Annotated in this window: 22 protein-coding genes and 1 pseudogene; 10 read left to right on the top strand and 13 right to left on the bottom strand. The window is 64.5% G+C overall.

Translation table 11 applies throughout. The features are described 5' to 3' along the window. Nucleotides 1–80: 80 nt before the first annotated feature. Nucleotides 81–2,822 (bottom strand): helix-turn-helix transcriptional regulator, encoded by a 2,742-nt coding sequence (locus ASG86_RS14940; protein WP_056335930.1) that lies wholly within the window; start codon nucleotides 2,820–2,822, stop codon nucleotides 81–83. A 619-nt stretch (nucleotides 2,823–3,441) separates the two neighbouring features. Between ASG86_RS14940 and ASG86_RS14935 the strand changes: the two genes are divergently transcribed. Then, nucleotides 3,442–4,257, top strand: coding sequence for a glycosyltransferase family 2 protein (locus ASG86_RS14935; RefSeq protein WP_056335928.1), 816 nt, complete (start codon nucleotides 3,442–3,444; stop codon nucleotides 4,255–4,257). Between the two features lies 1 nt (nucleotide 4,258). Next, nucleotides 4,259–5,257: a glycosyltransferase family 2 protein gene (locus ASG86_RS14930; RefSeq protein WP_056335925.1), complete on the top strand. Its 999-nt coding sequence runs from the start codon at nucleotides 4,259–4,261 to the stop codon at nucleotides 5,255–5,257. Between the two features lie 163 nt (nucleotides 5,258–5,420). Here ASG86_RS14930 and ASG86_RS14925 read toward each other — a convergent pair whose 3' ends face one another. The 8 genes from ASG86_RS14925 to ASG86_RS14890 all read right to left on the bottom strand — a co-directional run bounded on the left by ASG86_RS14925 (nucleotide 5,421) and on the right by ASG86_RS14890 (nucleotide 13,008). After that, nucleotides 5,421–6,479 (bottom strand): hypothetical protein, encoded by a 1,059-nt coding sequence (locus tag ASG86_RS14925; protein ID WP_056335921.1) that lies wholly within the window; start codon nucleotides 6,477–6,479, stop codon nucleotides 5,421–5,423. After that, a complete protein-coding gene (locus ASG86_RS14920; RefSeq protein WP_056335917.1) occupies nucleotides 6,476–6,694 on the bottom strand; it encodes a hypothetical protein in 219 nt (72 codons plus the stop codon). Before ASG86_RS14920 ends, ASG86_RS14925 begins: the two co-directional genes overlap by 4 nt. Beyond that, on the bottom strand, nucleotides 6,691–7,032 hold the full coding sequence (locus ASG86_RS14915; RefSeq protein WP_056335915.1) for a hypothetical protein: 342 nt from the start codon (nucleotides 7,030–7,032) through the stop codon (nucleotides 6,691–6,693). The genes ASG86_RS14920 and ASG86_RS14915 overlap by 4 nt, the downstream gene beginning before the upstream one ends. Further along, complete coding sequence (locus tag ASG86_RS14910; RefSeq protein ID WP_056335912.1) at nucleotides 7,029–8,807, bottom strand: hypothetical protein; 1,779 nt, start codon at nucleotides 8,805–8,807, stop codon at nucleotides 7,029–7,031. The genes ASG86_RS14915 and ASG86_RS14910 overlap by 4 nt, the downstream gene beginning before the upstream one ends. After that, nucleotides 8,804–10,090, bottom strand: a complete 1,287-nt coding sequence (locus ASG86_RS14905; RefSeq protein WP_056335910.1) for a polysaccharide biosynthesis protein — start codon at nucleotides 10,088–10,090, stop codon at nucleotides 8,804–8,806. The genes ASG86_RS14910 and ASG86_RS14905 overlap by 4 nt, the downstream gene beginning before the upstream one ends. Continuing rightward, complete coding sequence (locus tag ASG86_RS14900) at nucleotides 10,080–10,898, bottom strand: glycosyltransferase (protein ID WP_056335907.1); 819 nt, start codon at nucleotides 10,896–10,898, stop codon at nucleotides 10,080–10,082. The genes ASG86_RS14905 and ASG86_RS14900 overlap by 11 nt, the downstream gene beginning before the upstream one ends. A gap of 11 nt (nucleotides 10,899–10,909) precedes the next feature. After that, nucleotides 10,910–12,001 carry a hypothetical protein gene (locus ASG86_RS14895; protein ID WP_056335904.1) on the bottom strand — a complete coding sequence of 364 codons (1,092 nt, stop codon included), beginning with the start codon at nucleotides 11,999–12,001 and terminating at the stop codon, nucleotides 10,910–10,912. Nucleotides 12,002–12,273: 272 nt separating this feature from the next. Further along, nucleotides 12,274–13,008: a glycoside hydrolase family 16 protein gene (locus ASG86_RS14890; RefSeq protein ID WP_235565191.1), complete on the bottom strand. Its 735-nt coding sequence runs from the start codon at nucleotides 13,006–13,008 to the stop codon at nucleotides 12,274–12,276. 238 nt (nucleotides 13,009–13,246) lie between these two features. Here ASG86_RS14890 and rpsF point away from each other — a divergent pair, with 238 nt between their 5' ends. The 7 genes from rpsF (at nucleotide 13,247) to ASG86_RS14855 (ending at nucleotide 18,283) form a co-directional block, all read left to right on the top strand. Then, the gene (gene rpsF, locus ASG86_RS14885) at nucleotides 13,247–13,552 is read left to right on the top strand and encodes a 30S ribosomal protein S6 (protein WP_015939036.1); all 306 of its coding nucleotides are present in this window, start codon (nucleotides 13,247–13,249) and stop codon (nucleotides 13,550–13,552) included. A gap of 73 nt (nucleotides 13,553–13,625) precedes the next feature. Further along, nucleotides 13,626–14,201, top strand: coding sequence for a single-stranded DNA-binding protein (locus tag ASG86_RS14880; protein WP_056335900.1), 576 nt, complete (start codon nucleotides 13,626–13,628; stop codon nucleotides 14,199–14,201). Nucleotides 14,202–14,326: 125 nt separating this feature from the next. Next, on the top strand, nucleotides 14,327–14,566 hold the full coding sequence (gene rpsR / locus ASG86_RS14875) for a 30S ribosomal protein S18 (RefSeq protein WP_003800144.1): 240 nt from the start codon (nucleotides 14,327–14,329) through the stop codon (nucleotides 14,564–14,566). 17 nt (nucleotides 14,567–14,583) lie between these two features. Next, a complete protein-coding gene (gene rplI / locus ASG86_RS14870) occupies nucleotides 14,584–15,036 on the top strand; it encodes a 50S ribosomal protein L9 (protein WP_018769834.1) in 453 nt (150 codons plus the stop codon). A 78-nt stretch (nucleotides 15,037–15,114) separates the two neighbouring features. Continuing rightward, nucleotides 15,115–15,963, top strand: coding sequence for a PhzF family phenazine biosynthesis protein (locus ASG86_RS14865; RefSeq protein WP_056335896.1), 849 nt, complete (start codon nucleotides 15,115–15,117; stop codon nucleotides 15,961–15,963). Nucleotides 15,964–16,066: 103 nt separating this feature from the next. Next, nucleotides 16,067–16,693 carry an FMN reductase gene (locus ASG86_RS14860; RefSeq protein WP_056336124.1) on the top strand — a complete coding sequence of 209 codons (627 nt, stop codon included), beginning with the start codon at nucleotides 16,067–16,069 and terminating at the stop codon, nucleotides 16,691–16,693. Between the two features lie 288 nt (nucleotides 16,694–16,981). Next, nucleotides 16,982–18,283, top strand: coding sequence for a hypothetical protein (locus ASG86_RS14855; protein WP_056335893.1), 1,302 nt, complete (start codon nucleotides 16,982–16,984; stop codon nucleotides 18,281–18,283). 151 nt (nucleotides 18,284–18,434) lie between these two features. Here ASG86_RS14855 and ASG86_RS14850 read toward each other — a convergent pair whose 3' ends face one another. Beyond that, entirely contained in the window at nucleotides 18,435–19,001 is a 567-nt protein-coding gene (locus tag ASG86_RS14850; RefSeq protein ID WP_056335890.1) for a hypothetical protein, read from the bottom strand. A 13-nt stretch (nucleotides 19,002–19,014) separates the two neighbouring features. Further along, nucleotides 19,015–19,320 carry a hypothetical protein gene (locus tag ASG86_RS14845; RefSeq protein WP_056335886.1) on the bottom strand — a complete coding sequence of 102 codons (306 nt, stop codon included), beginning with the start codon at nucleotides 19,318–19,320 and terminating at the stop codon, nucleotides 19,015–19,017. Between the two features lie 645 nt (nucleotides 19,321–19,965). On the opposite strand from ASG86_RS14845, the gene dnaB reads away from it, so the two are divergent. Further along, nucleotides 19,966–21,348 carry a replicative DNA helicase gene (gene dnaB, locus ASG86_RS14840; RefSeq protein WP_056335884.1) on the top strand — a complete coding sequence of 461 codons (1,383 nt, stop codon included), beginning with the start codon at nucleotides 19,966–19,968 and terminating at the stop codon, nucleotides 21,346–21,348. Nucleotide 21,349: 1 nt separating this feature from the next. On the opposite strand, the gene ASG86_RS14835 is transcribed toward dnaB, so the two are convergent. Beyond that, nucleotides 21,350–22,321 carry an acyl-CoA thioesterase gene (locus tag ASG86_RS14835; protein ID WP_056335880.1) on the bottom strand — a complete coding sequence of 324 codons (972 nt, stop codon included), beginning with the start codon at nucleotides 22,319–22,321 and terminating at the stop codon, nucleotides 21,350–21,352. 100 nt (nucleotides 22,322–22,421) lie between these two features. Then, nucleotides 22,422–24,233: pseudogene (locus ASG86_RS21225) on the bottom strand (rhamnogalacturonan lyase); the annotation flags it as partial. Nucleotides 24,234–24,556: the final 323 nt, after the last annotated feature.

Below are 24,556 nucleotides of genomic sequence, written 5' to 3'. Positions count from 1 at the left end.
GCCCGTATCCTCTGGTTGGACCTGGAAAGCGTTGTGGGTTCCGCCCGGGAACCATGTGGAAACTGCGGGTAGCTGCGCACTTACAGGACGGGCAGGACGTACGGCTGCGCAGCCGTGGTTCCCTTGCCGGCAGCAAGGGCGGTCAGCTGTGCCCGGGACTCGACGCCGAGCTTCCGGTAGATGGCCGTGAGGCGTACTTCGACCGTACGGACGGAAACATACAGCGTGGCCGCTATTTCCTTGTTGCGCATGCCCCGGGCCACCATCATGGCCAGCGACCGCTCATGGTCTGCGAGCAGCAGCATCGACGGATTACCCTGCGGGCGGGCGGGCTCCCACCGTTCGTCCAGCAGAAGGGCGTCCACGTGCTGCGTCCAGGCATCTGCCCCGGCCTCATCAAACATCACCTTGGCCCGAAGCAAGGCCTCCCGAGCGTGGCGCAGCCGGCCGAAGGCATGCAGCCGTTCCGCGTAACACATCAGGGTCCTGCCCCGTTCAAGCCTGTTCCCGTTCCTGTCCTCAAGCGCCTGGCCGAAGAGCTGCAGGGACTGCTCGCCATCGGCAAGCATGGCGCGGCTCCGGGCAACCACCATCAGCAGCCACGGTGAGCGCAGCCCCACGGAGCGGCTTTCGAGCCGCTGCAGTGCCTGCGTGGCCTCGCGGTGCCGGCCCAGGCGGACCAGAACCTCCACCAGGTCCGCCTCGCAGCGCAGCAGGGTTGGATTGCCCAGCCCCGTTCCAATCTCGGCTGCCCTGGACAGTTGGGCAACAGACTCCGCCAGATCACCCCGCAGGAGGGCAAAGTGGCCCTGGCAGCCCGCCAGCTGTGCCGTCAGGGCAGGATGGCCGCCGGCCTGCACATAACGGTGCGCTTCACTGGCCTCGGTGCGCGCGAGTTCGTCGTCACCCAGGGAATAGGCACGCCAAACCCGGAACAGGTGCCGCGTCCCGCGGTGGTAATTCATCCCGGGTTCGGACAGCTCAAGTTCGTCGATCAGCCTGACGGCCGCTCCCACATTGCCGGCCCGGATCTCATTATCAATGGCCATGAGGGCTCCCGTGTGCCGCCAGTTGGCGTGCTCCGGTGCGGTGGAGCCGTTGAGCATCGCGAAGGCTTCACGTGCGCTTTCGTGCTGCTCGGCATAGGTGAGTGCCCGGCCGCGCAGCAGGAGGCCCGCCGGCCGGGCGCTGCCCTGCCGGGCGTGGCCGCCTGCCTGCTCGTGCCGGACTGCCTGCTCGTGCCCGCCTGCCTGCTCGTGCCTGCGCGCGGGGTTGGGCCTCGTGCCGCTGAGGGATTCGAGCAGGAGTTTGGCGTGCTCGGCCATGCCCAGGTGTTGCACGGATGCGGAGCCGCGGAATGCGCCGCCCTGCCGCAGCAGCTCAGCGGCCTCTTTCAGCTCCCAACGCTCCGCGTAATACAGGGCGCCGACGGCCAGCAAACCCGCTGAATATTCCGGATGGTGCTGGCCGAACTCCTGCACGAGCCGCTGCACCATGCTGCACCGCACGGCGGCGCCCTGGACGAACTGGATTTCGAAGGACAGCCCGGTCAGCCGCAGGATCAGGGCGGGGTTGCGCGTTACGCCCTGCGCCCATTCCACGTAGCGGCGCGCGTACACCAATTCGCCGCGGGTGAAGAGCAGTTCGGCCAAGCCGGTCAGGCGTTCAGCCGTTTCCGCTTCCGACGGGTTGAGGGTGATGGCCCGCTCGATGAACTCCACGGCGAAAGGCACTTCTCCTCCCCGGACCAGGTCCACTGCGTGGCGGAGCAGCTGGAACGGAGTCTGAACGTCCAAGGCGGTAAAGCTCACGTGCCAGCTGTGGCCTTGGCGATCCGTGTCCCGTGCCGCTTCCGCCATGGCACGGTGGTTGGCGGTGCGGACATCCGGCGGCATGGCCGCGTAGACATGGCCCCGCAGCAGTTGGTCCGCGATCCAGAGGTGTTGTCCCGATCTCTTCACCAGGCCGGCCGTCAGCAGTTCATCCGTCGCAGTCCACACCTCCGGGAGGATTTTCACGATCGTGGAGACGTCGCTGTGAAAGGAGAGGGCGAGCAGGTCCAGCAGAGTACGCGCGCCGGAGCGCAATGCCCCCACTGCTGATGCGTATTCTGCGTCAAAGCTGCTTTGGGTGGACAGCGGGACAGGGAGGGCATGCCTGCCATCGTCGTACCTCGCCAGCAGACGGTTATGGAGTTCGACGGCGGCAAGCGGGTTGCCGCCGGTGGCTGCGGCAACCGCGTGGGCCGCCGCCGTCGTGGTCCTTCCAGTCGGGAGGCCTTCCAGCATCCGCACCGTGTCGCTGTGGCTCAATGACCGCAGGTGCAGCGCGGGAAGGCCGCTGAGCGGGCTGCCGGGACGTTCTTCCCGCATGCCGGCGATCAACACCACCTCCGTGCCGGCCAGCCGCCGTGCCAGGAACCCAATGACTGACTGGGTGGCCGGATCCAGTGTGTCGGCGTCGTCGATCACGATGATGGTCCGCGATGATGGGCGCTGGTGCAGGCTGCTGAGCAGCATGGCGGACACGGCAGGCACCGTCATTGCCTCCGCGCTGGACCGCATCAGATCATCAGCGGCCCGGTTAAGGACCGGATCGTCCATTTCATTCAGGAGGGCAGTCAGTCCGGACAGCGGCCAGCCCGATTCGGCGGCGCTGGGGGACAGGAAGACGGTCCGGTAATCGGAGAGGGAACGTATTCCGGATAACAGGGCTGATTTGCCCATGCCCCGGCCGCCGATGACTGCCAAGGCCGTTTCCTTGGGCCCCCGGATCGCGGAAAGAATCCGGTCAATTTCTTTGTTTCGACCCACAAGCGGCATGGCGTCCCCAATCGTCGAAGAAGGAGACCGCTTTCTTGTACTGCCGGATTAAATGCCGGCCCCGCCACCCCAATGCGCGGGCCGATACATGCGAATATAAACCCTATGCCACGCTAATTGCCGCTGGATTGCATCAAGATTGCGGTCATAATCGGTCAAGGCTCCGCCTCCGCTGGTGGAGCCTTGCCGCCGGCCGCCGCTGACGCCCGGGGACCCGCGGACAGCGGTGCCGGTGGCCGCATTCGCACCACTTGTCCAGGCTGAATCACGAAGATTTGGATGCCCCGCCCCCTACTTAAAAAGCCTGCGGAACGCAATATCCCCTATACCTAATATCCGCATCAGTCCTATAACCCTGTACTTGCCTTATTGCAGGGAACCTGGCTGTAGAAACTGAGTACTCGCTACTGGTGACACTCGAAAGCGGCCCAAATAGGCTTTCTTCACGGCCAGAGTCAAAGGCTAACGAGAGCTGGGGCCCGAGACCAGACCCATGACCGGATAAAGCGTCAAAGTCGCGCTCGGCTTCCAAGCGGGCGGGTTCATTGTAACTATCCGCACACGTCATGAAGTGGTGAGGTATTTGTCCATTTCCATCCAGCTCCCAATAACTCTAGCGATGCAGGGCGCGGAGCCCGGTAAGGCCTCCGTCAGCGTCGTCATTCCAACACTGAACGAAGCCAGGAACATTCCATGGGTCCTTCGCAGGATGCCGTCCTACGTTGATGAGGTAATCATCGTGGACGGCCGGTCCACCGATAACACCGTGGGGGTAGCCCAGGCCATCCGCGACAATCTTGTCATTGTCAATGAGCCACGCAAGGGGAAGGGCGTGGCCCTTCGATCAGGGTTCGCCGCCGCCTCGGGGGACATCATTGTCATGCTAGACGCGGACGGCAGCATGGACCCGCAGGAGATCGGATGGTTCGTTTCCCCGCTCCAGCATGACTATGACTTCGTCAAAGGCTCGCGCCATGTCACCGGTGGGGGATCGGAAGACCTCACCCGGTTGCGGAAAGCCGGCAACCAGGCGCTGACCCAGCTGGCCAATGCGGTGCTGCACAGCAATTACTCCGATCTTTGCTACGGATATATTGCGTTTCGACGTGAATGCCTCGAGATCCTGCAGTTGGAATCAGACGGATTTGAAATCGAGACTGAGCTGATCGTCCGGGCGGCCCGGGCAGGGCTTAGGATCGCGGAGGTTCCCAGCATCGAACTTGACCGGATCTCCGGAGCGTCCAACCTGCAGACGTTCCGCGACGGCTGGCGGGTGCTGCGGAAGCTGGCCCACGAATGCGTCATGTGGGAGGCACCCACGGCCGGCGCCCGGCCCGAAGCTCTCCGTCGGGTCAAGTACGCCTATGCCAACGTCAGCGTTCCGCGGACCCCAACCGACCCGCAGAGCATTCTTGCATTGGTTCAGGGGGCCTGACATGTTGGATCGTATTGTCCGTCCGAGCGTGTCGATCGTGATTTGCGCCTACACCGAGCGCCGTTGGGACCTTTTGCTGGATGTTATCGAGTCTGTCCGCGCCCAGACGGTGGCCCCCCAGGAGATCCTGGTGGTCGTCGACCACAATGAGGACCTGTACGAGCGGCTCCTGGCGATTGTGGATGACGTGACAGTGGTGCAGAGCGAAGGCCCTCCCGGCCTTTCCGGCGCCCGTAACACAGGTGTTGGACTGGCCGAGGGCGACATCGTGGCCTTCCTCGACGACGATGCCGTGGCAACGCCCAACTGGCTGGAGCGCCTGCTGGTCCTTTACGACGATCCCGACGTGCTGGCCGTTGGCGGCCGCGTCGAGCCCGTATGGGACCGGGGCCGCCCGGGCTACTTCGGTGAGGAACTGGACTGGATCGTAGGATGCAGCCACCGGGGAATGCCCACTGTTGCCTCCGAAGTCCGGAACCTTATCGGGGCCAACATGTCCTTCCGGCTGGACGTCCTCCGACAGGTTGGCGGCTTCAACATTGCGCTTGGCCGGCAGGGCAACTTGCCGCTTGGCTGTGAGGAGACAGAGATCTGCATCCGCTCCACAATGGGCACTCCCGGCTCCAGGATCGTTTACGAGCCCGCTGCCTTGGTGCGGCATCACGTGCCGGAGGAGCGGGGGACTGTGCGCTACATGCTCTCGAGGTCCTGGTCGGAGGGTCTCTCCAAGGCGCAGGTCAGCCACGTTGTGGGGCACAAGCGGGCCCTGGGTCCCGAGCGGCGCTATGTCCGCAGCACCCTCCCAAGGGCGGTGTTCTCGGGAATCCGCGATTGGAGCCGGGGCGACAACCCCATGGGACTGGGGCGTGCGGGTTCGGTCCTGGCGGTGTTGGCCTTCACCTCGGCCGGCTACCTGCGTGGCCGCCGGCTGGCCCACTCCTCCTCCACCCAGCTGACCAGCGCCACTCCTCAGGGTGCGGTGTGGCGGGAAGTCCAATGAGCGTGGATTTCTAGGCAAGGTTTACGTCGCCAACAGGAAAGACCTCTTAGGTTGCTGCAAACCTAAGAGGTCTTTCCTGTTGGGAGATCCATCAGTTCCCTGCGCGTGCCGTCCCGCGCCGCTGCAAAGCTGTCTGCCGCGCTGCAAAGCTGCAAAGGTGGGGTCAGCGGCCGTCCGGGTTCCAGTACCGCAGCCCGCCGCTGGTGGTCCCGTCCCCGGCCACATCGATCAGCGCATAGGGGAAGGCCTGGCGGTCCAGGACATCCGGGCCCTGGCCACGGATGTCCGATGACCAGGTGCCGGTGTTGATGTACCGGGTTGACGATGTTTCCAGCGCCGCTTCAAGCGCCCGGTGCGTGTGGGCGGAAATGTACCAGGCAACCGTGGAGGAGTGCGTGTCAAGAATTCCAGCCACCCGGGCTGCCGCAGCAGGAGCCTGCCCGCCCCTGGCGTTGCGTCCGGTGGCCGCGAGCACCATGCGGGTTGCGGTGAGCGGAAGCGCCTGCACCGTCCGGAACCGGGACAGGCGTGCCAGCTCGCGTACTGCCGTCCCATTGAGCCTGAGCCGCTGCGATTCGGTCTGCAGCAGCTCGTCGTATTCGGGGCGGCGGATACGGCGTTCCGCGCGCTCTGACGCCAGGCAGGCCCGGGCGACGGCGCCGGCACGGTTCAGGCGCGAGCCCGTCGGTTGGGCGTGCCAGGCGGCGAGGGGTGGCAAGTCCAGCTCATCAGTGCCGTTGACTGCCGTGCGCAGCACCTCGGGTATCCGGTGCAGTGCGTGGTGCAGGTGCCCGTGCTCGGCTACGAGGACGCCGGGGACGTAGAGGAGCCACGGGTGCACCCGGACCCGTGTGGGGTCGTCCGGCGCCAGCAGCGCGGACAGCCGCCCGGCCACGGCGGGCCGGGCCAGCTCCACGTCATGGTTCCCGCACACGAAGTGCAGCTGGACGCCGCTCGCCGCGCACGCCTCCAGCGCCCGGAAGGTGTCCGGGTGCCGGGCGAGGATGGATTCAAGCCGGGCCAGGCTCTCATCCTCGTTCAACCCGGCGAGTTCGAAGGTGTCACCAACGAAGACCAGGTGCTGCTGCGGTCCTGGGGCTGCCGGCACTTGGCGGCGGATGAACTCAGGCAACACCCTGCCCGGGTGGCGGGGATCGTCGTCGCCCGCGTCCAGGTGGAGGTCGCTGAGAAGCAACCATCGCGCCGCGCGGCCCAGGCTCACGTAAGCAGTCCGAGGACGCGCGGCAGGAGGAGGAGCAGGAAGGCCGCCCACATGACACCAACGACGATCCTGGTGTTCCTTGCCCGGTTTTGGACCGCCGGGCCAGTGGTTTTCCCGGTGTTTGGTCCGGTGTCTGGTCCAAGCCGCCGGACCTCGAGGGTTACGAGGGTAACGAGCAGCACGGCGGCTGCAAGCACTCCTGCCAGTTCCATCATGATGCAACCTCCTGCCGTGCCCGCGCCAGGCAGGCGAGGACAGTAATGACGGCCATTGCCACGACGCACGCCTGCCACGACCATACGGTGAGGTAGAACATGGCCGTGGACACTGCAGTGAGCGTGGCCAGGCCGAGTCCCAGGACGAGGAGCACGCCAAGCGCGGCGTCGGTGGTGGGGATGAGCCGGGCCAGCGCCTGGCCCGGGAGCAGGATGAGGACTCCTATCGCGGCGAGCGTCTGCAGCGGTGTCGGCAACCCGACCAGCGTGACCAGGGACAGCACCACGGCTGCAACACCCAGCGCCAGCGTAGGCCGGCTCAATTCTCGGAAGTTCATGGCTCCACCCTGTATACGCGTGCGTTGTTGTTGCTGTAGGCGAGCTCAACGCCGTCCTGGGCATCGAGCCAGGCTTCCAGATCATCGAATCCGCCTGGGGTGGTCTGACCTTGAAGGACCAGGCTCGACTCCGCCGAACTCATGAGAAGCAGATAGCTGCCGGCAGCATTGTGCTTGGCGTAGTGGTAGACCACTGGCCCGCACGTTGCGGCGGACAAATCGGGTGGACAGAGGTCCTCAATGGTCCGGTAGCGGTGTCCGAGGTAGTCCGTGTTGCGCCAGGGTGTTGGATGGGCAGCGGAGATGATGGCCGAGCCAGGGGGCGCCATGCGGTCCAGGGTGGTGATGGCGGCTATCTCATCGTCGGTGAACACGTCGTACTGAGCGTTGCCAAAGCGGCCTGTCACGGTCATCCCTGCAAGCACCAGGCAGGTGAGCACAAGGCCTCCCGCAGCCCGGGAAGAGGGCCGGTATCCAATGTTCGTGGGAAGCAGGACCGAAGACGCCTGCAGCGCAACGAAGGGGAGCGCGAACAGCGATATGCGGATGAGCATCTCCCCTCCATAGGACTGCGCGGGAAAGAGGAACACCGGGGTGACGGTCAGCAGGAGCACCCGGATGTCAAGACGCCGCCTGCGCCAGTCGCGCACCGTTCCTATCGCGGCGAGGGTCCACAGCAGGAGGGTGAGGGCTATCCGGACCTGCACCACCAGCACGTGGCCGGCAGTCCCGTTCGTCCGGTCGACGACATTCGCGTCAATGGCGGTCTGCAAGCCTGCGTCCGCCAGGGGCGGGTGTCCCACGAGGTACGTGCTTGCGGGAAAGACGAGCCAGAGCATCAGTACGACGCCGGCAATCAGGGGCAGCCTGCTGGGCAGGAGACGTCCGCCCAAGGTAAGGGCGGTGAGGGCGATAAGTACCATGAACGGCGTGAGTTGGTGGCTCGCAGAAATGACCACGATCAGCAGGAGGGTTGCGGCCAGGGCAGCCACCCGGTACCCCGGACGGGGCTCTGCCGGGTACCGGCCGCGCCACCACGCTGCGAGGTCGGCGCGCCGGAAGCCGCGGAAAGGCGGGGCCTTTGCGGCCAGCGGACCGAGGGCCAGCGCCACTACTACCAAGTAGAGGAAGAAGCCGAAAGCCTGGGGGGAAAGGTAGTCCTGGTCCTGCCAGTTGCCGAGGCAGAAGAGCCAGAGCACCAGCCACCGCCGTCGCGGGTCGCTCGTCAGGCAGCGTGTCACCACGGCCACGCCCACGAGCCACAGACCCACATTAAATACCGGTGCCCAGAGTGCAAGGGTCACGGGATCGAGCCCGGCGGCCCCGAGCACGGTCGCCAGGAGGGCGAAGAAGCCCGGCCAGTTGAAGTACGCGTCGATGTTGGGGTCGATCGCCACATTGCGCGACAGGGCGTCCGCGATGCCGAGATGGCGGAACGCGACTTCACCCCGGGGTACGTCCGTCACGAAGACTGCGGCGCCGAAGAGAACGAGCACCAGTACCACCAGGAGCCACACCATGACCGGGCTGCGTGCGGGGCCTGCGGCATCCCCCCGCAGCGCCATGACGAAGGCGACGTTGAGGATCAGGACCCCCGCCCAGAACGGGAAGGGCAGCACGCCGACGAGCCCCACATCGCTGTTGACGGGCAGTACCACCGTGGAGGCGGCCCACGCTGCAAGTGCGAGCGATACGGCGCCTGCCACCGCGCACCAGACGTCGCGGGGTTTCCAGCGCGCCTGGGGGCGGATGGTCTCCTTGAGCGTGCTGGTCATGATGCCTCCTTTTTGGTGCGGCGGAGAATAGCTATAAGCCGGATTCCGATGATGACGGCCCCGACGGAGAGCACCACCAGCCACGCAAGGGCCATGGCGCTGGAGCCGTTGCCGGCGGCCAGCAGGGCTGAGGAGCATAGGGCCGCTCCGAGGATCACCCCGACCGCAATGGATTCTGTATAGAGGCCCAGAACCCGGCAAACGGAGTTGTAGGCCTGCAGCACTGCATATGCCACCACCCCGGCGGCCAGCAACCGCAGGGTGCTGGTGGAGGCATTGGCGTACCTGTCACCGAGCAGATGAAGCAGTGGATGGGCCAGGACGATGAGGACCATGGCAGCGAGGCCACCAAACAGAAGGGACCAACGGAAACTGGCCCAGGTGGTTGCCGCCAGACGGGCCGGTTCACGGACACCCTCGGAGAATTGGACGATGCCTATCAGCATTGGTGCGGTGTAGGCAGCCCAGGCCATCATCCAGGCGGGATACCAGTAAGCCGCCACCTCCGGTGACACCAAATGCGCAAGCAGGAGTGGCAGCACCAGCCCGGGGGCGCGTTCGGTGAGGGTGAGGAGTTGGTTTGGAATTCCCATCTTCAGTAGCAAACGCCCGCGTGCAGGGTGCAGGGAGGGACGCGGCCGGTAGCCGACCAGCCTTCTCAACTGGATGGCTCCGATGATGCAGGAGGCGGCCGAGCCGAGGGTCCAGCAGGCCATCAGGACGTCGGCCGAAGCGCCGTGGGCCAGCCATGCCACCACTGCAGCGGCCCCAAGCGAAACTATGCCGCCCAGGGTGTATCTCAGCGTCGCACTGCTGCCGCGCCCCAAGGCTACGAGCGCCTGGTCCAGCACTGTACACATGGTTCCTGTGACGGCGGCGACGATGAATGTCATCCAGAAGAGGACGGACATCGGGGCCGTGTCCGGCGCCACGAACAACTCCAGCATGAGGTAGCCCAGGGCCAGCACGGTTCCTGCCACGCCCACGATGCCGAACGCCGCGTCCAGCACCCGCGCGGGCGGCTCCCCCCGTCCCACCGAGACGATGACAGCGGATCCGGTGCCCAGGACGGCAAGCTGGGTGCAGATCATCACCGCTGAAACCGCAGCAGTCGTAAGCCCCACCTCGCGGTCGAACGTCGCGTGCGCCGCTACCACCCAGAAGGCGAACCCCGTGCCCGTCTGGGCGGCCTTGGCCAGGACGAGTCCGAGCGAACTTCGCAGGGGGGAGTGCCGGACGACGGGAGGGGCATCCGTTGGAACGAGCTCACGTTCAGCCGTCACGACCTAAACCCCTCGCCATACCCGCATAGTTGTACCAGCAGAAGGCGATGTAATAACGCAGCCATTTCGGTTGGCCTGAGGCGAGGCTTAGTGCGCTGCCGCGGACTGCCGCGGCCGCGGGCAGGAGCGCCAGCCTGGCACCGCCCCAGCCATGCTTGCGGACCATCCGTCCAAGTCCCGTACCGTCCATGAGGAACTGGTCCAGTGCGAAGTCAAAGTCGTCTGCGGCAAACCTGTGTTCGACCATGACCCGCTGTGAGACCCCGGTCTTCATCCCTGACTGCCGCATCCGCCACCGCAGTTCGATGTCCTCGCCCGACTTGAATGCGTCGTCGAAGCCAAGGCCCAGCATCAGGTCCCGGTCAACGAGCGTCGCGACAAGTCCGAACCAGTTGCGGCTGCGTCCGGTGCGATGGTGGTGCGCCAGGGCCTGCCCCCAGTAACCGGGGCCGGCGACGCTCTCCAGGCCTGCCTGGAGAGCGTCGTATCCGTCCTCCACCATCTCAATGAGAAGGTCCGCGACCCCCGTGGCACCGAAGACCACGTCCGCATCCACGAGCAGGACCCAGCGGGTGCTGCTGCTTTGGACACCGAGGGTGCGGGCCCAGGGCAGGCCGCGCCCCTCGTCGCTGAGTACCCGGGCGCCGGCCGCACGGGCGATTTCGACAGTGCGGTCGGTCGACAACCCGTCCACCAGGATGATTTCGGCGACACCGGACTGGCGCAGGGCTTCCAGGCAGCGCGGAAGGAGTTGCTCCGCGTTGCGGGCCGGGACGACCGCGGTGACGTCTGCTGTACTGTAGCCCACGGTGTCCCCCTTTAGGCCTGCTCGTCGAGGATCGACGGAAGCAGCTCGTCCAGGTGCCGGACAATATCGTCCGATGCCTGGTCCGCCGAGTAGGCGGATGGGATTTGGAACAGGTGGCAGGGACGCCCGTCAAGGGCTTTGCTCAAGACCAGCCCCTTCGCCGCAAAGTGCTCGCGCCATGGGACCACGGATGTGGCGGCCAGGCCGGTCACAACCCGCTGCGAGAAGCCGGCCATCTCGATGTGGAAGTTGCCGATCATGCGGTCCACCATCCAGTCCCGCGACCTCTCGACCACCCGGGAGCGTGAACCCTCGTAGCGCTCGACATAGATGGCTGCGGCCAGTGGTGCCGAGGTGGTCACTTTCCGGCCCGGGAACGCGGCCTCCGGGGTGACCATCCTGTGCTCGGGAGACCACCGCCGGGAGAAGTCTGCCAGGCGCGGATAGCGGATAACGAACGGGTGCACCACGGTGGTGAGGCGTCCGATGCTCCCGGAGAACCGTGAAGGTACAAGCGGCTTGCGCGCTCCTTCGAAAAGGTGCGGGTAGATTGCGCGGTGATGCGGCTTGATGAACATGGGCTTCGCGTAACCGAGCAGCGTCGCATCCTCTGCGAGGAATGCCCAGTCGTCGCCCATGAACGACCACCCTTCACGCCGCATCAACTTGGCGGCGGTGCTCGTCTTGCCGGTGCCGCCGGCGGCGGGCAGCGCAATTGCGTGGCCCTTATAGGCCATGGTTGCGGCATGGATCATCGCCGCTCCCTTACCGATCATGGCGGCATCGAGAACCGGTACCACGGAAGTCAACAGTTCCCCCGGCCCGTGCACGCGCCACTGATCTGCATCCCTGACCACCTGTACCCGGTCAGCCTGGAATCGCACGCTGTTGTCGGTATACGCCAGCTCATGCTCGACCAAACCGGCATCGGGCATTGGTTCCGGCTGGTCGTCAACGATGATGTCGGGCTGCCGTTCGGTATCGGTGGCGAAACACGCCAACATGCTTTGAAGCTGCCTGGCCGTGGGGGCCATCGCGTCGACGCTGATCGTGACGCGGCCGTGAATGTCGAAGTGCAGTGCCTTCGCCCGCCTGGTGCTCATAGTCCTCCCCTGTCTGATTGGTGTCGGCCGAATTCAGCTCCGGCCCGGGCCAATCCACCCAGTGCCCGTAGACGGATTCGAAACCCCCGGCCGTGAAACGCCGCCGGCAGAATCGAGCGTAGGTGAGGCCGGGCAGGTAAACACCGGTAGTGAGTACTCGCCTTTTGTATCGCCTCCTACGTGGGGAAAGGCGCGCTTTCGGCAGGGCCGGGGGTGGAGGGGCAGCTCTGACTGCCGCATTACGTACGTTGGGGGTTTAGCCCCTTCAGGGGTCAGGTAGAGGGGGTACCCTGCGCATAGACGCGGACCCAGTCCACCCGCATCTCGCCGGGTCCGTTGGGAGTGCTGTCCGGAAACCAGTCCAGTTGCAGCGTCTGGTGCATTGAACCGGGAGGCTGGTGGGCGGGGTCGTTGTCTTCAAACCACTTCACCCCGTCGATGTAGCCAACGATGCCTTGGGGAGACCAATCAACTGCGTAGTTGTGGAACTCGTTGACGTCGAGGGCCTTGGCAATGGACGTCTTCGAGTTCGAACATCCGTAATGATGGAAGAAACTGATCCGGTTCCAGTCGCCCGTTGTCTCTGCGTAGTCGATTTCGCCGTCACAAGGCCAATTTCCACTGTCCGGCCACAGGATCGACACCAGATGGTATTCATCGTCACCGGAACCGGCCGCGCGGACCTCCCAGCGGCCGTACTGCTGCAGGCCGAACCTGGCGCTGATCCCGGCGGTTGTCCCGTCCGGCGTTCCGGTGATGACCATTTTGGAACCATCCACCAATACCTGCCGGGGACTGCGAATGCCGTTCCCCGCGTGGCCGTCACTGTCGTACACGGACCACTTGGCGGCGTCCGGAGCCCCGGCGTAGTTGAACTCGTCGCCGGCAATCGGCATGCCCCAGTGCAGCTGTGCCGCGGCGGAGTCCGTCATGGGTTGGGCTGAAGTAGGCGAGCACCCGGACAGGAACAGGGCCGCCATGCCAAAGGCCATCAGGGGTCGACGCATACGTCAGATGATAGGCCTGGTTTTCCACATAGCCCATGGCACGGACTGCACGTGCTGCAACACGCCACTAACCTTGAGTCAAGCGCGAATCGCCTATCGGGTCCAAATGCACTAAGATATTGAAGTCTGTGCTGCGTCCTGCCTCCGTTCCGGAAGCGGGGCATCGCACGGAATCGCAAATGAACCTCCTGTTACGGAAATGCCGTAACCGCTTAGCCCAAAGGAGGTGGGTTCACATATGCGTCCTTACGAATTGATGGTAATCATCGACCCCGAGGTCGAAGAGCGTACCGTTGAGCCGTCGCTTCAGAAGTTCCTGAACGTCATCACCAACGATGGTGGAACCATCGAAAAGGTTGACATCTGGGGCCGTCGCCGTCTGGCCTACGACATCAAGAAGAAGTCCGAAGGTATCTACGCCGTGGTGAACTTCACCGCCAAGCCGGAAACCGCCAAGGAACTTGACCGCCAGCTGTCTCTTAACGAGACCATCATGCGCACCAAGATCACCCGCCCCGAAGAGCAGAAGGTTGTTGCTGAGTAATTCAGCACCTTTCTTCATTCTTTACCCCGCAGGACACGCACTCTTCACCCAGGATCGAACAAGGAGGCAGTAGATGGCAGGCGAGACCACCATTACGGTCATCGGTAACCTCACCAATGACCCGGAATTGCGGTTCACACCGTCCGGTTCGGCAGTAGCGAACTTCACCATCGCTTCCACCCCCCGTACCTTTGATCGCCAGTCCAACGAGTGGAAGGACGGGGAGACCCTGTTCCTCCGCGCCGCTGTGTGGCGTGAAGCAGCCGAGAACGTTGCCGAATCCCTGACCAAGGGTATGCGCGTCATCGTTACCGGCCGCTTGAAGAGCCGTTCCTACGAAACAAAAGAAGGCGAAAAGCGCACCGTCATCGAGCTTGAGGTCGACGAGATCGGCCCCAGCCTGCGCTACGCCAATGCCAAGGTCAACCGCACCCAGCGCTCAGGCGGACAGGGTGGGGGCGGCTTCGGCGGCGGCAACAGCGGCGGTGGCTTCGGCGGAGGCAACTCTGGTGGAAACCAGGGCGGCAACGCCGGCGGAGGCTGGGGCGGCGGCAACCAGCAGGCTGCACAGGACGACCCCTGGGCTACGCCCGGAGTCTCCAATGCAGGTGGCTGGGGCAACGGCCCCGATTCCGAACCTCCCTTCTAAAACCCAAACAACGGCCCGGCGCGGGGCTGCCGGGGTGCCGAAAGGCACCCAGGGTACTGCCGCCGTCGGACCACCACCATCCCGTGGATCAATATCCACGGGCTCCATAGAATAGGAGCTCCACGATGGCTAAGGCTGAACTCCGTAAGCCCAAACCAAAGTCCAACCCCTTGAAGGCCGCTGACATCACTGTCATCGACTACAAGGACGTAGCATTGCTGCGCAAGTTCATCTCCGACCGCGGAAAGATCCGCGCCCGTCGCGTCACTGGCGTCACGGTGCAGGAACAGCGCAAGATCGCCCAGGCAATCAAGAACGCCCGCGAAGTTGCTCTGCTGCCTTACTCCGGCGCTGGCCGCGGCTAAGGAAGGGATTAACTAACATGGCAAAGCTCATTCTGACCCACGAAGTAACCGGTCTCGGTGCTGCTGGCGATGTTGTCGAGGTCAAGGATGGTTACGCACGTAACTACCTGCTGCCCCGCAACTTCGCCCTGACCTGGTCGAAGGGTGGCGAGAAGCAGGTTGAGTCCATCAAGGCTGCCCGCGCCGCCCGCGAGCACGCTTCCCTGGAAGATGCTCAGAAGCAGGCCGCTGCACTGTCCGCAAAGCCGGTCAAGCTGGTCGTCAAGGCCGGCGAGTCCGGCCGCCTGTTCGGCACCGTCAAGCAGGGCGACGTTGCCGACGCTGTTGAGGCCGCCGGCCTCGGCAAGATCGACAAGCGCAAGGTTGAACTGCCCGCCCACATCAAGTCGGTTGGTTCCTACCAGGCCAACGTCCGCCTCCACGCTGACGTTGCTGCTGTGATCGAACTCGACGTGGTTGCAGGAAAGTAGTCCTCAACTGCATCAGAAGACCCCCGTTGCCGGTTCCGGCGGCGGGGGTCTTTCGTTGTCCGGTGGTAGCCTGCTCCGGTGAAACCGACACCGCGCAGCCGCCCCTTCCACCAAGTAGATGTCTTCGCCGGCCAGGCCTACCGCGGCAACCCGCTCGCCGTCGTGCTTGACGCCCAAGGGCTGGACACGGCAACAATGCAGCACTTCGCCAACTGGACCAACCTTTCGGAGACCACTTTCCTCCTGCCTCCCGAGGATCCCCTCGCGGATTACCGGGTCCGGATTTTCACCGGCACCGAGGAGTTCCCCTTCGCAGGCCATCCCACGCTGGGATCGGCGCACGCCTGGCTGCAGGCCGGGGGAGTACCCCAGTCAGACGGCCACCTGGTGCAGGAGTGCGCCGCCGGGCTGGTCCGGATAAAGCGCGACGGCGGGAGGCTGGCTTTCGCGGCACCGCCGCTGACACGTTCCGGCCCGGTGGATGCAGCTGTGCGCCGGCAGCTGGCCGAGGCGCTGCGGTTGCCCGCTTCGGGCATTGTTGACGCGTCATGGCTGGTGAATGGCCCCGAATGGATCGGTGTCCTGCTGGAGTCAGCCGCGCAGGTGCTGGCTCTTGAGCCGGACCAGGCGGCGATGGGTGACCTGAAGATCGGCGTCATCGGGCCCCACGAGCCCGGCGCCGGTACCGACTTCGAAGTCCGCACCTTCCTGCCTGGTGATGCCATGGCGGAAGATCCGGTCACCGGCAGCTTCAACGCTGGTGCCGCCCAGTGGCTCATTGGAAGCGGCAGGGCACCGGAGGAGTACGTCGCCTCGCAGGGGACCGTCCTGGGCCGGTCCGGGCGCATCCACGTCAGTGCTGAGGGCGGGGACATCTGGGTGGGCGGTGATTCCACCACGTGCATCCGGGGGAGTGTCCTGCTCTGATCCAGTGGGCTGGAGTTGGTGTCCGGGAATAGTTCCCTGCCGCCGGCAGTTCAGGAGTGTAGATGCATTTGCATGTATGCTGAACGAGAACCAGGAGAACGCCATGGAAACCCGCCGTCTCACCATCCTTTCCGCAGGACTGGGCGTACCTTCATCCAGCCGCTTGCTGGCTGACCAGCTTTCGGCCGCTGCCGAGCGGCAGCTCAGGGCAAGTGGTTACGAGGTGGCCGTGGACGTCGTCGAACTCCGGGACCTGGCCGTGGATATCGCCAACAACTTCGTCACCGGTTACGCCGCGCCACGCCTGGCGCAGGTCATTGCCGGCGTGGAGGCCTCGGACGGCATTATTGCCGTGACGCCGGTCTTCAGCGCCTCCTACAGCGGTCTCTTCAAATCCTTCATGGACGTCCTCGACCCGAAATCACTGGACGGCAAGGCGGTACTGTTGGGTGCCACGGGCGGTACGGACCGGCACCAGATGGTCCTGGACTACGCGCTTCGCCCGCTGTTCAGTTACCTCCGCACACGCATCGCTGCAACCGGCGTCTTCGCCGGACCGCAGGACTGGGGAACCGCCGAAGAGGGCGGGGCGTCACTCGCCGACCGGATCGAGCGGGCCGCCGCTGAGCTCGCGCGACTGCTCGAAGGGCCGCAGCCCGGCCGGAAGCCCGCCCCGCTGGAGTCCCTTCCGTTCGAGCAGCTGCTGGCCGGCATTTCCGGGGGCCGCTGACCGGCGGTCGGCCCCGCATCCTGCCGGGCCAGCGATGGAACTGACGTCACTCCCTGTGGAGACTCGGGGGTTAGGGGCTCGGGGCCGCAGGGTTTAGGGGGCGCGCCGGGGATTGTTTTTGGTGGCTCCACAGCCAACACTGAGCAATCTGGGGGTTGACTGATAATTCAACACCGGGGAGTGAAGTTGAGAGACCATCAAATATCCGACGGGGACGGGCACGATCACGCTGCCAGAGCTTCCTGGCCTTTTTGCAGAAGGGGACCTGCCAGTCCTGGGAGCGGCCGCTTGCGTCGATCCCGGCTGGGGTTGCCCGCACTGCTGACAGCGCTGCTGGTTGTGCTTGCTGGGCTGGTGGCACCCGTGGGCGCATCCGCGGCCACAGGTGACGTGGGAGCGGAAGGCCCGTCGCACTCAGGAACGGGGACGCCGACCGGTACCAAGCGGCAAACAAATTCGTTGTGGTTCAACGACGGGATCTGGTGGGGGAACCTGTGGGATGCAGCCAGTTCCAGCTTCCGCATCTTCCGGTTCAATGCCTCGACAAAGTCGTGGACCAGTACGGGTGTGGTGACCGAGTCCCGGGCGAACACCCATCATGACGTGCTGTGGGACGGGAAGACGTTGTATGTCGCGAGCTTCCGGTTCGTCAACGACGGCCTGCCGGCCGAACCGAACTTCCCGACGACGATGCGGCGCTACAGCTACAACTCGAGCACCAAGTCGTACACGAGTCTGGGATCGACCCAAATCAACAACCAAAAAATCGAGACCATCTCCATTGATAAGGACTCCACAGGCCGTATCTGGGCCACCTGGCAGCAGGGGAACCGGATCTATATGAACGTCACTGGCACGGATGGTGCCACGTGGGGCACCCCGTTCGCCCATCCGGCGTCATTGAGCAGTGTGTCCGTGGACGATAACTCGGCTGTGATCGCCTATAGCGGCAACAAGATCGGCGTGATGTGGAGCAGGCAGGTGGGGGACTCCACTGACGGCATGTACTGGAGCTACCACGTCGACGGAGCGTCCAAAACCACCTGGACCACGCCGGTTGCGGCGGTGAAGGGGCAGCGGAGCGGCGACGACCACATGAACCTGAAGTGGCTGGACGCTACGGCAGACAAGGTCTTTGCTGCAATCAAAACCTCGTACACATCATCGTCCCAACCGCTGATCCAGCTGCTGTCATTGAATACGTCGACTTCAACCTGGACTGCAAGCACGATTGCCACCGTGGCTGAGTGCCCGAACAGGGTGATCGTCATGATTGACGAGTACGCGAAAAAGGTGCGTACTTTTGCGACCTACCCGAAGCCGAGTGGTACTACGAACGCCGGTGTCTGCACCAGTTCGGGGGGTGCGGTCTACGAGAAATCCGCATCACTGAGCGACCTTAAATTCACCACCACGAAGACGGCCCGTATCGTGGACGCCGACCAGTATGTGCATAACGTGACGTCGACGAAGCAGAACCTCAACAGTTCTGCCCGTGGCACGGCCAACAGCGGTCTGCTGGTGCTCGCTGATGTGAATGCCACAAACCGGTACTGGTCCTATTACGATTCCACTGGCGGCGCCGGGTAGGCCGGGTTGCAGCCGACTCATCCTGGCCCTGAGCCAGGTATGGGCAAATAAACAGGACGGCCGGGACTGTATCCGTGAGGATGCGGTCCCGGCCTCCTTTTGCATGCTGGCCTATGGACCGTAGGGGGCCCGGGCTTGCTTTGAAAGCGTCTCAGTCGTCCAGCAATGCGATGAACTCCCGGGCCTGCTTCAGGGAGATGTCAGAGTGCCTGGTTAGTGCAGTGGCTGCGGCTTCGGTGTCACCACTGCGGGCCAGGGTGCGGATCCTGCCGTAGATCTCGTCGTTAAGCATGTTGCTGCTCACTTCGCGGGTTACGTCCCCCTTGCTGGCGATCGCCCTGTAGCGGTACGGAAACCGCTGCGGCTCGTCGTCGTCCTCCTCGGGCGCCTGCGCCGGCTCCGGGCTCCGGTAGGGCTGCGGGTGTGCCGCCAGGGCCCCTACGGCGTCGCGCGAGGCCCTCAGCCCGTCTCCGGTGACCTCGTAGTAGAGCTTGATGGCAGCCATGGCCTGGCCCTGCGCGATCAAGGCATACAGTCGGCGGTGTTCATCTTCGGACAGCCGGGCTGCAGCAGCACGGGCCAGTTCCTGCGGTGTGGCAACAGGCTGGGTGTGGGAGGAGGCGTGGGCTGCTTTGCGGCTGCGGGCGGCGCGGTAAGCGAGCGTGACCCCCGCGACCACGGTGAGCAGGATAAGGACCGGGACCACAAGCGATTCCATTTCATGATCCGTTCTATGTACTTCCTGGCCCTCGCCAGGTGTTGTTGCCTGGCTGGCCATTCGCCCAGCCATGTTCCTGCTGTTGGATGTACTGCTGCCGGTTTTGGCTTGGGTGGGTGGCCGCCTCCAGCCGTGCGCGTGCGGCGGTGGCCGCTTCGACCTGGGCGGCGTAGTGCCGGGCAGAACGCTCAGCGAGTTCGCGCTGGTACTTTTCGGCCTCCGACGTCCCGCCATCGCGCGGCCGCAGGGCGGTGGCAATGCCCCACATAAGCGCCACCAAAACTATCGCCGGCAACAGGACCAGCAGTAGATCGCCCATATGTAGAGCTTATTCCAGATCGCAGTTATCCACAGCAATATTCACTGCTTCGCATACAGGGCCCGTAGCGGCAGGTCAAACGTCCGGCCGGGAATATGAGGAGCGACACGTGGCCGGCCAAACACTCCCCGGCCAGCGCCTTCCACCCTCTTTCCCCTGAGTGCCCCCTCCAGGGCCTGTGGATGAAATTCCGTGGAAGAAATATTTACTCCACATGCTGGTGCGAGTGTTTCCGCAGGTCAGCGCCATGGAACGCCCCAAAAAAAGTTGATATCCACAGAGTTCCCCACAGACTGTGCACAAGGTATTCCCTGTAGTGCACAGGTTATCCACAGCATGTGCGGACTGCTGGCTTTGCCGCTGGGGCCGCGGCGGTTAGCGTAGCGGGGTACCTGTTCTCCACGGCCCAAACAGGGCGTTCCTGCCATGGTTCGGACCCCGGCGGACCGCCTCCTACGCGTCTCTGTGGAAAAGCTGTGGATTGTGGGGATAACTCCGGGCCGGAGCGTGGCGTCCGGATTCGCCGGCGCTTGATTGTCAGGGCCTGCGGGTAGACCTGGACAGGTAGCGGGGCCGGTTATCGGCTGCCGCAAACAGGATGGATCGCCGGGCCGCCAGGCCCGGCACAAATGGAGGACGGCAGCTTTGTCAATCGCGCATCTGGACCCTGTCGAGGCAACCCGTGGATCGGACGCAAGCCGGAAGCCTCCGCAGGACATTGCTGCCGAACAGTCGGTCCTGGGCGGCATGATGCTGTCCAAGGATGCCATCGCCGACGTCGTTGAGATCCTCCGCGGGCAGGATTTCTACCGTCCGGCGCACGAGACCATTTATGAGGCCATCATCGACCTCTATGGCCGCGGGGAGCCTGCGGATGCGGTTACCGTGTCCGATGAGCTCACCAAGCGCGCGGAGATCAACAGGATCGGCGGCCCTGCCTACCTGCACGAACTGATCCAGACCGTCCCCACCGCAGCCAACGCCGGCTATTACGCGGAGATCGTGGCCGAACGGGCAGTCCTTCGCCGGCTGGTGAACGCCGGAACCAAGATCGTCCAGCTGGGCTACGGCTCGGACGGAGAGGTCGAGGACCTGGTCAACCAGGCGCAGGCGGAGGTTTACGCCGTCGCCGAGCGCCGCACCGCCGAGGACTACGTGGTTCTGAAGGACGTCATGGAGTCCACGGTGGACGAGATCGAGGCGTCCGGCCACCGCGGAGAGGGCATGACCGGCGTGCCAACGGGCTTCTACGAGCTCGACGAACTCACCCACGGGCTCCACCCGGGCCAGATGATCGTCATCGCGGCCCGCCCTGCTGTCGGTAAGTCGACGTTCGCCCTGGACTTTGCCCGCTCCGCGGCCATTAAGAACAATCTCTCCACAGTGATGTTCTCCCTGGAAATGGGCCGGAACGAGATCGCGATGCGCCTGCTGTCCGCCGAGGCCACCATTGGCCTCCAGGACCTCCGCAAGGGAACCATCAAGGACGAGCAGTGGTCCAAGATCGCCACCACCATGGGCCGCATGAATGATGCCCCCCTGTTCATTGACGACAGCCCCAATATGTCCCTGATGGAAATCCGGGCCAAGTGCCGCCGCCTGAAGCAGCAGCATGACCTCAAGCTGGTCATCCTGGACTACCTGCAGCTCATGAGCTCGGGAAAGAAGGTGGAGTCCCGCCAGCAGGAAGTCTCCGAGTTTTCGCGTGCACTCAAGCTGCTTGCGAAGGAACTCCAGGTCCCCGTGATCGCCCTGTCCCAGCTAAACCGTGGATCGGAACAGCGGCAGGACAAGCGGCCCATGGTGTCTGACCTCCGCGAGTCCGGTTCCATTGAGCAGGACGCCGACATGGTCATCCTGCTCCACCGCGAAGACGTCTATGACAAGGAATCACCCCGTGCCGGGGAAGCGGACATCCTGGTGGCCAAGCACCGTAACGGCCCCACCAAGGACATCGTGGTGGCCTTCCAGGGCCACTATTCCCGCTTCGCCAACATGGCTGGCGACACCGGCGGTGGCGGCTTCTAGGTCAGCCCTGCGTGAGCAGGTGGTTCGGCAGGCGGTTGCCCGGCGCTGTTCCCCGGATCTCCAGGAGTTCGCGCGCATGGTCGTGCAGCCGTTTGTCTTCATCACTGACCGGCACCCAGGCGGGAACAGGCACGGAGTTGCCCTCGTTGTCGCGCGCCACCATCACGGTGAGGCAGTACGTGGTGAGGGCCAGTTCGCGGCCTTTCGGGTCGCCGGAACGGACGTGGACGGCGATGTGCATTCCCTTGGTTCCGGTGTAAACCAGCCGGGCCTCCACCTCCACCACGTGGCCGATCAGCAGCGGGCGGTAGAAGCGCACGCCGCCGGAGAAGACCGCCACGGTATCCATCCCGCAGTAGCGTGAGGCACACACGTACGCGGCCTCGTCGATCCATTTCATGACGATGCCGCCGTGAACCTTGCCGCCCCAGTTCACGTCGGTGGGGGCAGCCACGAACCTCAGCGTCACGCGTTCGGCGGTACCGGCGTCTGTATATTCCTGCCGGTTCATGGCTTCGACGATCTGTTCCCGGACCTTGATCCTGGCCAGCGCGTGGTCCCGTTGCTCTATCTCAGCCGGGGTGCTTGGTTCGAACTGCTGCACCGGGATGGGCTTGCCGTCCTCGCCGACAGCTACGAAGATCACCATGCATTGGCTGCGCATGGTGGCAGGGCCGCCCTTCGGGTCGCCGGAGGAAACCACGGTGTGGATGTGCATGGAGGACCGGCCGGTGTAGACGATGGTGGCTTCCACCTCCACCATGTCGCCGCTGTTGACGGGATCGGCGAAGTGGATGTTTCCCACGTAGGCGGTCACGCAGTAGGACTTGGCCCAGCCCACCGCCGCAGCATAGGCGGCCTTGTCCACCCATTCGAGCACCGTCCCCGCGTCCACCGAGCCGCTGTGCCCCACGTCCATGGGTGCTGCGAGGAAGCGGAGGGTCACGGAGTTGGGACGGCCGGTCTCAGTCATGCTGCGATCTTACTGAGGGCCCGGGTTACCGGCCGGTTGGGCCCGAAACAAACTGCCCCGCCCGCCGAAACGGCGGACGGGGCAGCTGTGGGTGCAGGGCTTAGCGGCGGGTGTAAACGATGTCCGGCTGGGCCGGCAGTTCCATCCCCGCCCCGATGAAGAAGCCCGGGTGCGGGGGCTGGTTGTAGGCCACGTTTTCGCGGGCCACGGACTGCCGGTACACGGGATCGTGCATGAGGGTCCGGAGCCGGACGTCCGTGGAAGCGGCGGTGGTGTAGATGCGCAGCTCGGTGCTGTCCGCCGAGGGCCAGGCAATTTCCTCCCGCCAGTCGCCAAGGAGATCGGCCTGGATGGCAGGCGTTCCCTTGGTGCCGTTGTTGGACTTGGCACCCGTTGCGGTGAGCAACCGGTCGCTCGACTGGGTTTCCCAGTTCCACTTGGCGATGCTGGGTGTTCCGCTGTTGGTTGCTGCATCCCAGTCGTGGTCGACAATTTCGCGCAGCAGGTCGCCGTCCCACCACGCCAGGAAGTTGGCCGCGGGGATCTTTTCCGAGATCAGCTCACCCTTGACGGAGCGCATCTGCCCTACGGGGGAATTCCAGGCAGCGTCGCCGCCGATGGCCCAGCCCTCGGCGCCGGGATAGCGGGGGTCCACGTCTCCCATGGCACCACGGCCCGTGTCCTTGACGGCGGGGATGCTCCACAGCACCTCACCGGTCCTCGAATCCCGGAAGGTGGCACCCAGGTTTCCGCTGGCGCCCATTTCCTCGTGCACGGCGAAGGTCTCCAGCCCGGGACGGGACGGATCGAAGTCGCTCGTGTGGATGGCGTCCCCGTGGCCCAGGCCGGTGCTGTAGAGGGGCTTGCCGTTGTCGTCGATGGTCATGGAACCGAAGACGAATTCGTCCTTGCCGTCAGCATCCACGTCCAGGACGGACATGTTGTGGTTGCCCTGGCCGCGGTACTGGGTACCGGCAACATCCGAATCGAAGGTCCAGCGCTTGCTGATCCTGCCGCCCACCAGGTCATAGGTGGCCAGCACGGTCCGGGTGTAGTAGCCGCGGCTGAACATCATGGAGGGGTGCTCGCCGTCAAGGTAGGCCACGGCGCCCAGGAACCGGTCCACCCGGTTTCCGTACGTATCGCCCCACGCGCCCACGTCTCCGCGGGGAGGATCGTAGGGCACAGTGTCCATGATGGTGCCGGTGGCTCCGTGGAAGACCGTGAGGAACTCGGGTCCGGTGAGCACGTAGCCACTGCTGTTGCGGTAGTCAGCGCCGGCGTTTCCGATCACCGTTCCGGCCGCGTCACGCGTGCCGTCAGCCGTCTTCATGGCCACTTCGGCCTTGCCGTCGCCGTCGAAGTCGTAGGCGAGCAGCTGGGTGTAGTGGGCGCCGGCACGGATGTTGGGGCCCATGTTGATCCGCCAGAGCTTGGTGCCGTCCATCTTGTAGGCATCGACGTACACGGTTCCGGTGTAACCGGACTGCGAGTTGTCCTTGGAATTGGACGGGGACCACATCTGGAGGATCTCGTAGGTCCCGTCGCCGTCCAGGTCCGCCACGCTGGCGTCGCCGGCGGAGTAGGTGTAGGGCTGGCCGTCCTTGGTGTAGTCGTCCGCCGGTTTGTCGAGCTTGACCGCCAGGTAGTTCCGGGACATTGGCTGGAACTCTGCGGTCAGCTGGTCCCCGCCGTTGCCCACTGCCTTGATGACGTACGTGGAGGAAGCCGTTCCTGCCGGGTCCAGGAACGTGGTGCTGTCCCGGATCGGCTCGTCGGTGAGCTGGACGCCGTCACGGATGACGTGGAAGCCCACCTGCTCCGGGTCCAGGCCCAGCATGCGCCAGCCCACCCGCACGCCGTCGCCGGTGAGCAGGGCCACCGGTGCACGGTCCAGGTTCTCCATCTGCCGGTTCACCACGGTGACCTTCTCCGTGCCCACCACAGGGGAGGGTGCAGATTCGCCGCCCTTGTTCACTGCCGTGACGCGGTAGTAGTAACGGATGGTGGTGAGGACGGTGAAGTCCGTGAAATTGACCTCAGTGGCGCGGCCTGCGTACTCAAAGGGGCCGTCCGGGGAGGTGGAGCGGTACACCTGGTAGGCCGCGGCATCCTTGATTTTTTGCCATTTCAGGATGACGCTCGTCTTTTCCACGGCTTTGACATCCACCTTGCCGGGGGCTGCGGGCGCCGGGGTGGCGGGATCCACCAGGGCGGTTTCCAGCGTGTTGGAGG

The organism is Arthrobacter sp. Soil764 (assembly GCF_001428075.1).
Taxonomy (GTDB): domain Bacteria; phylum Actinomycetota; class Actinomycetes; order Actinomycetales; family Micrococcaceae; genus Arthrobacter.
This window is presented reverse-complemented; position numbering and strand designations above follow the sequence as displayed.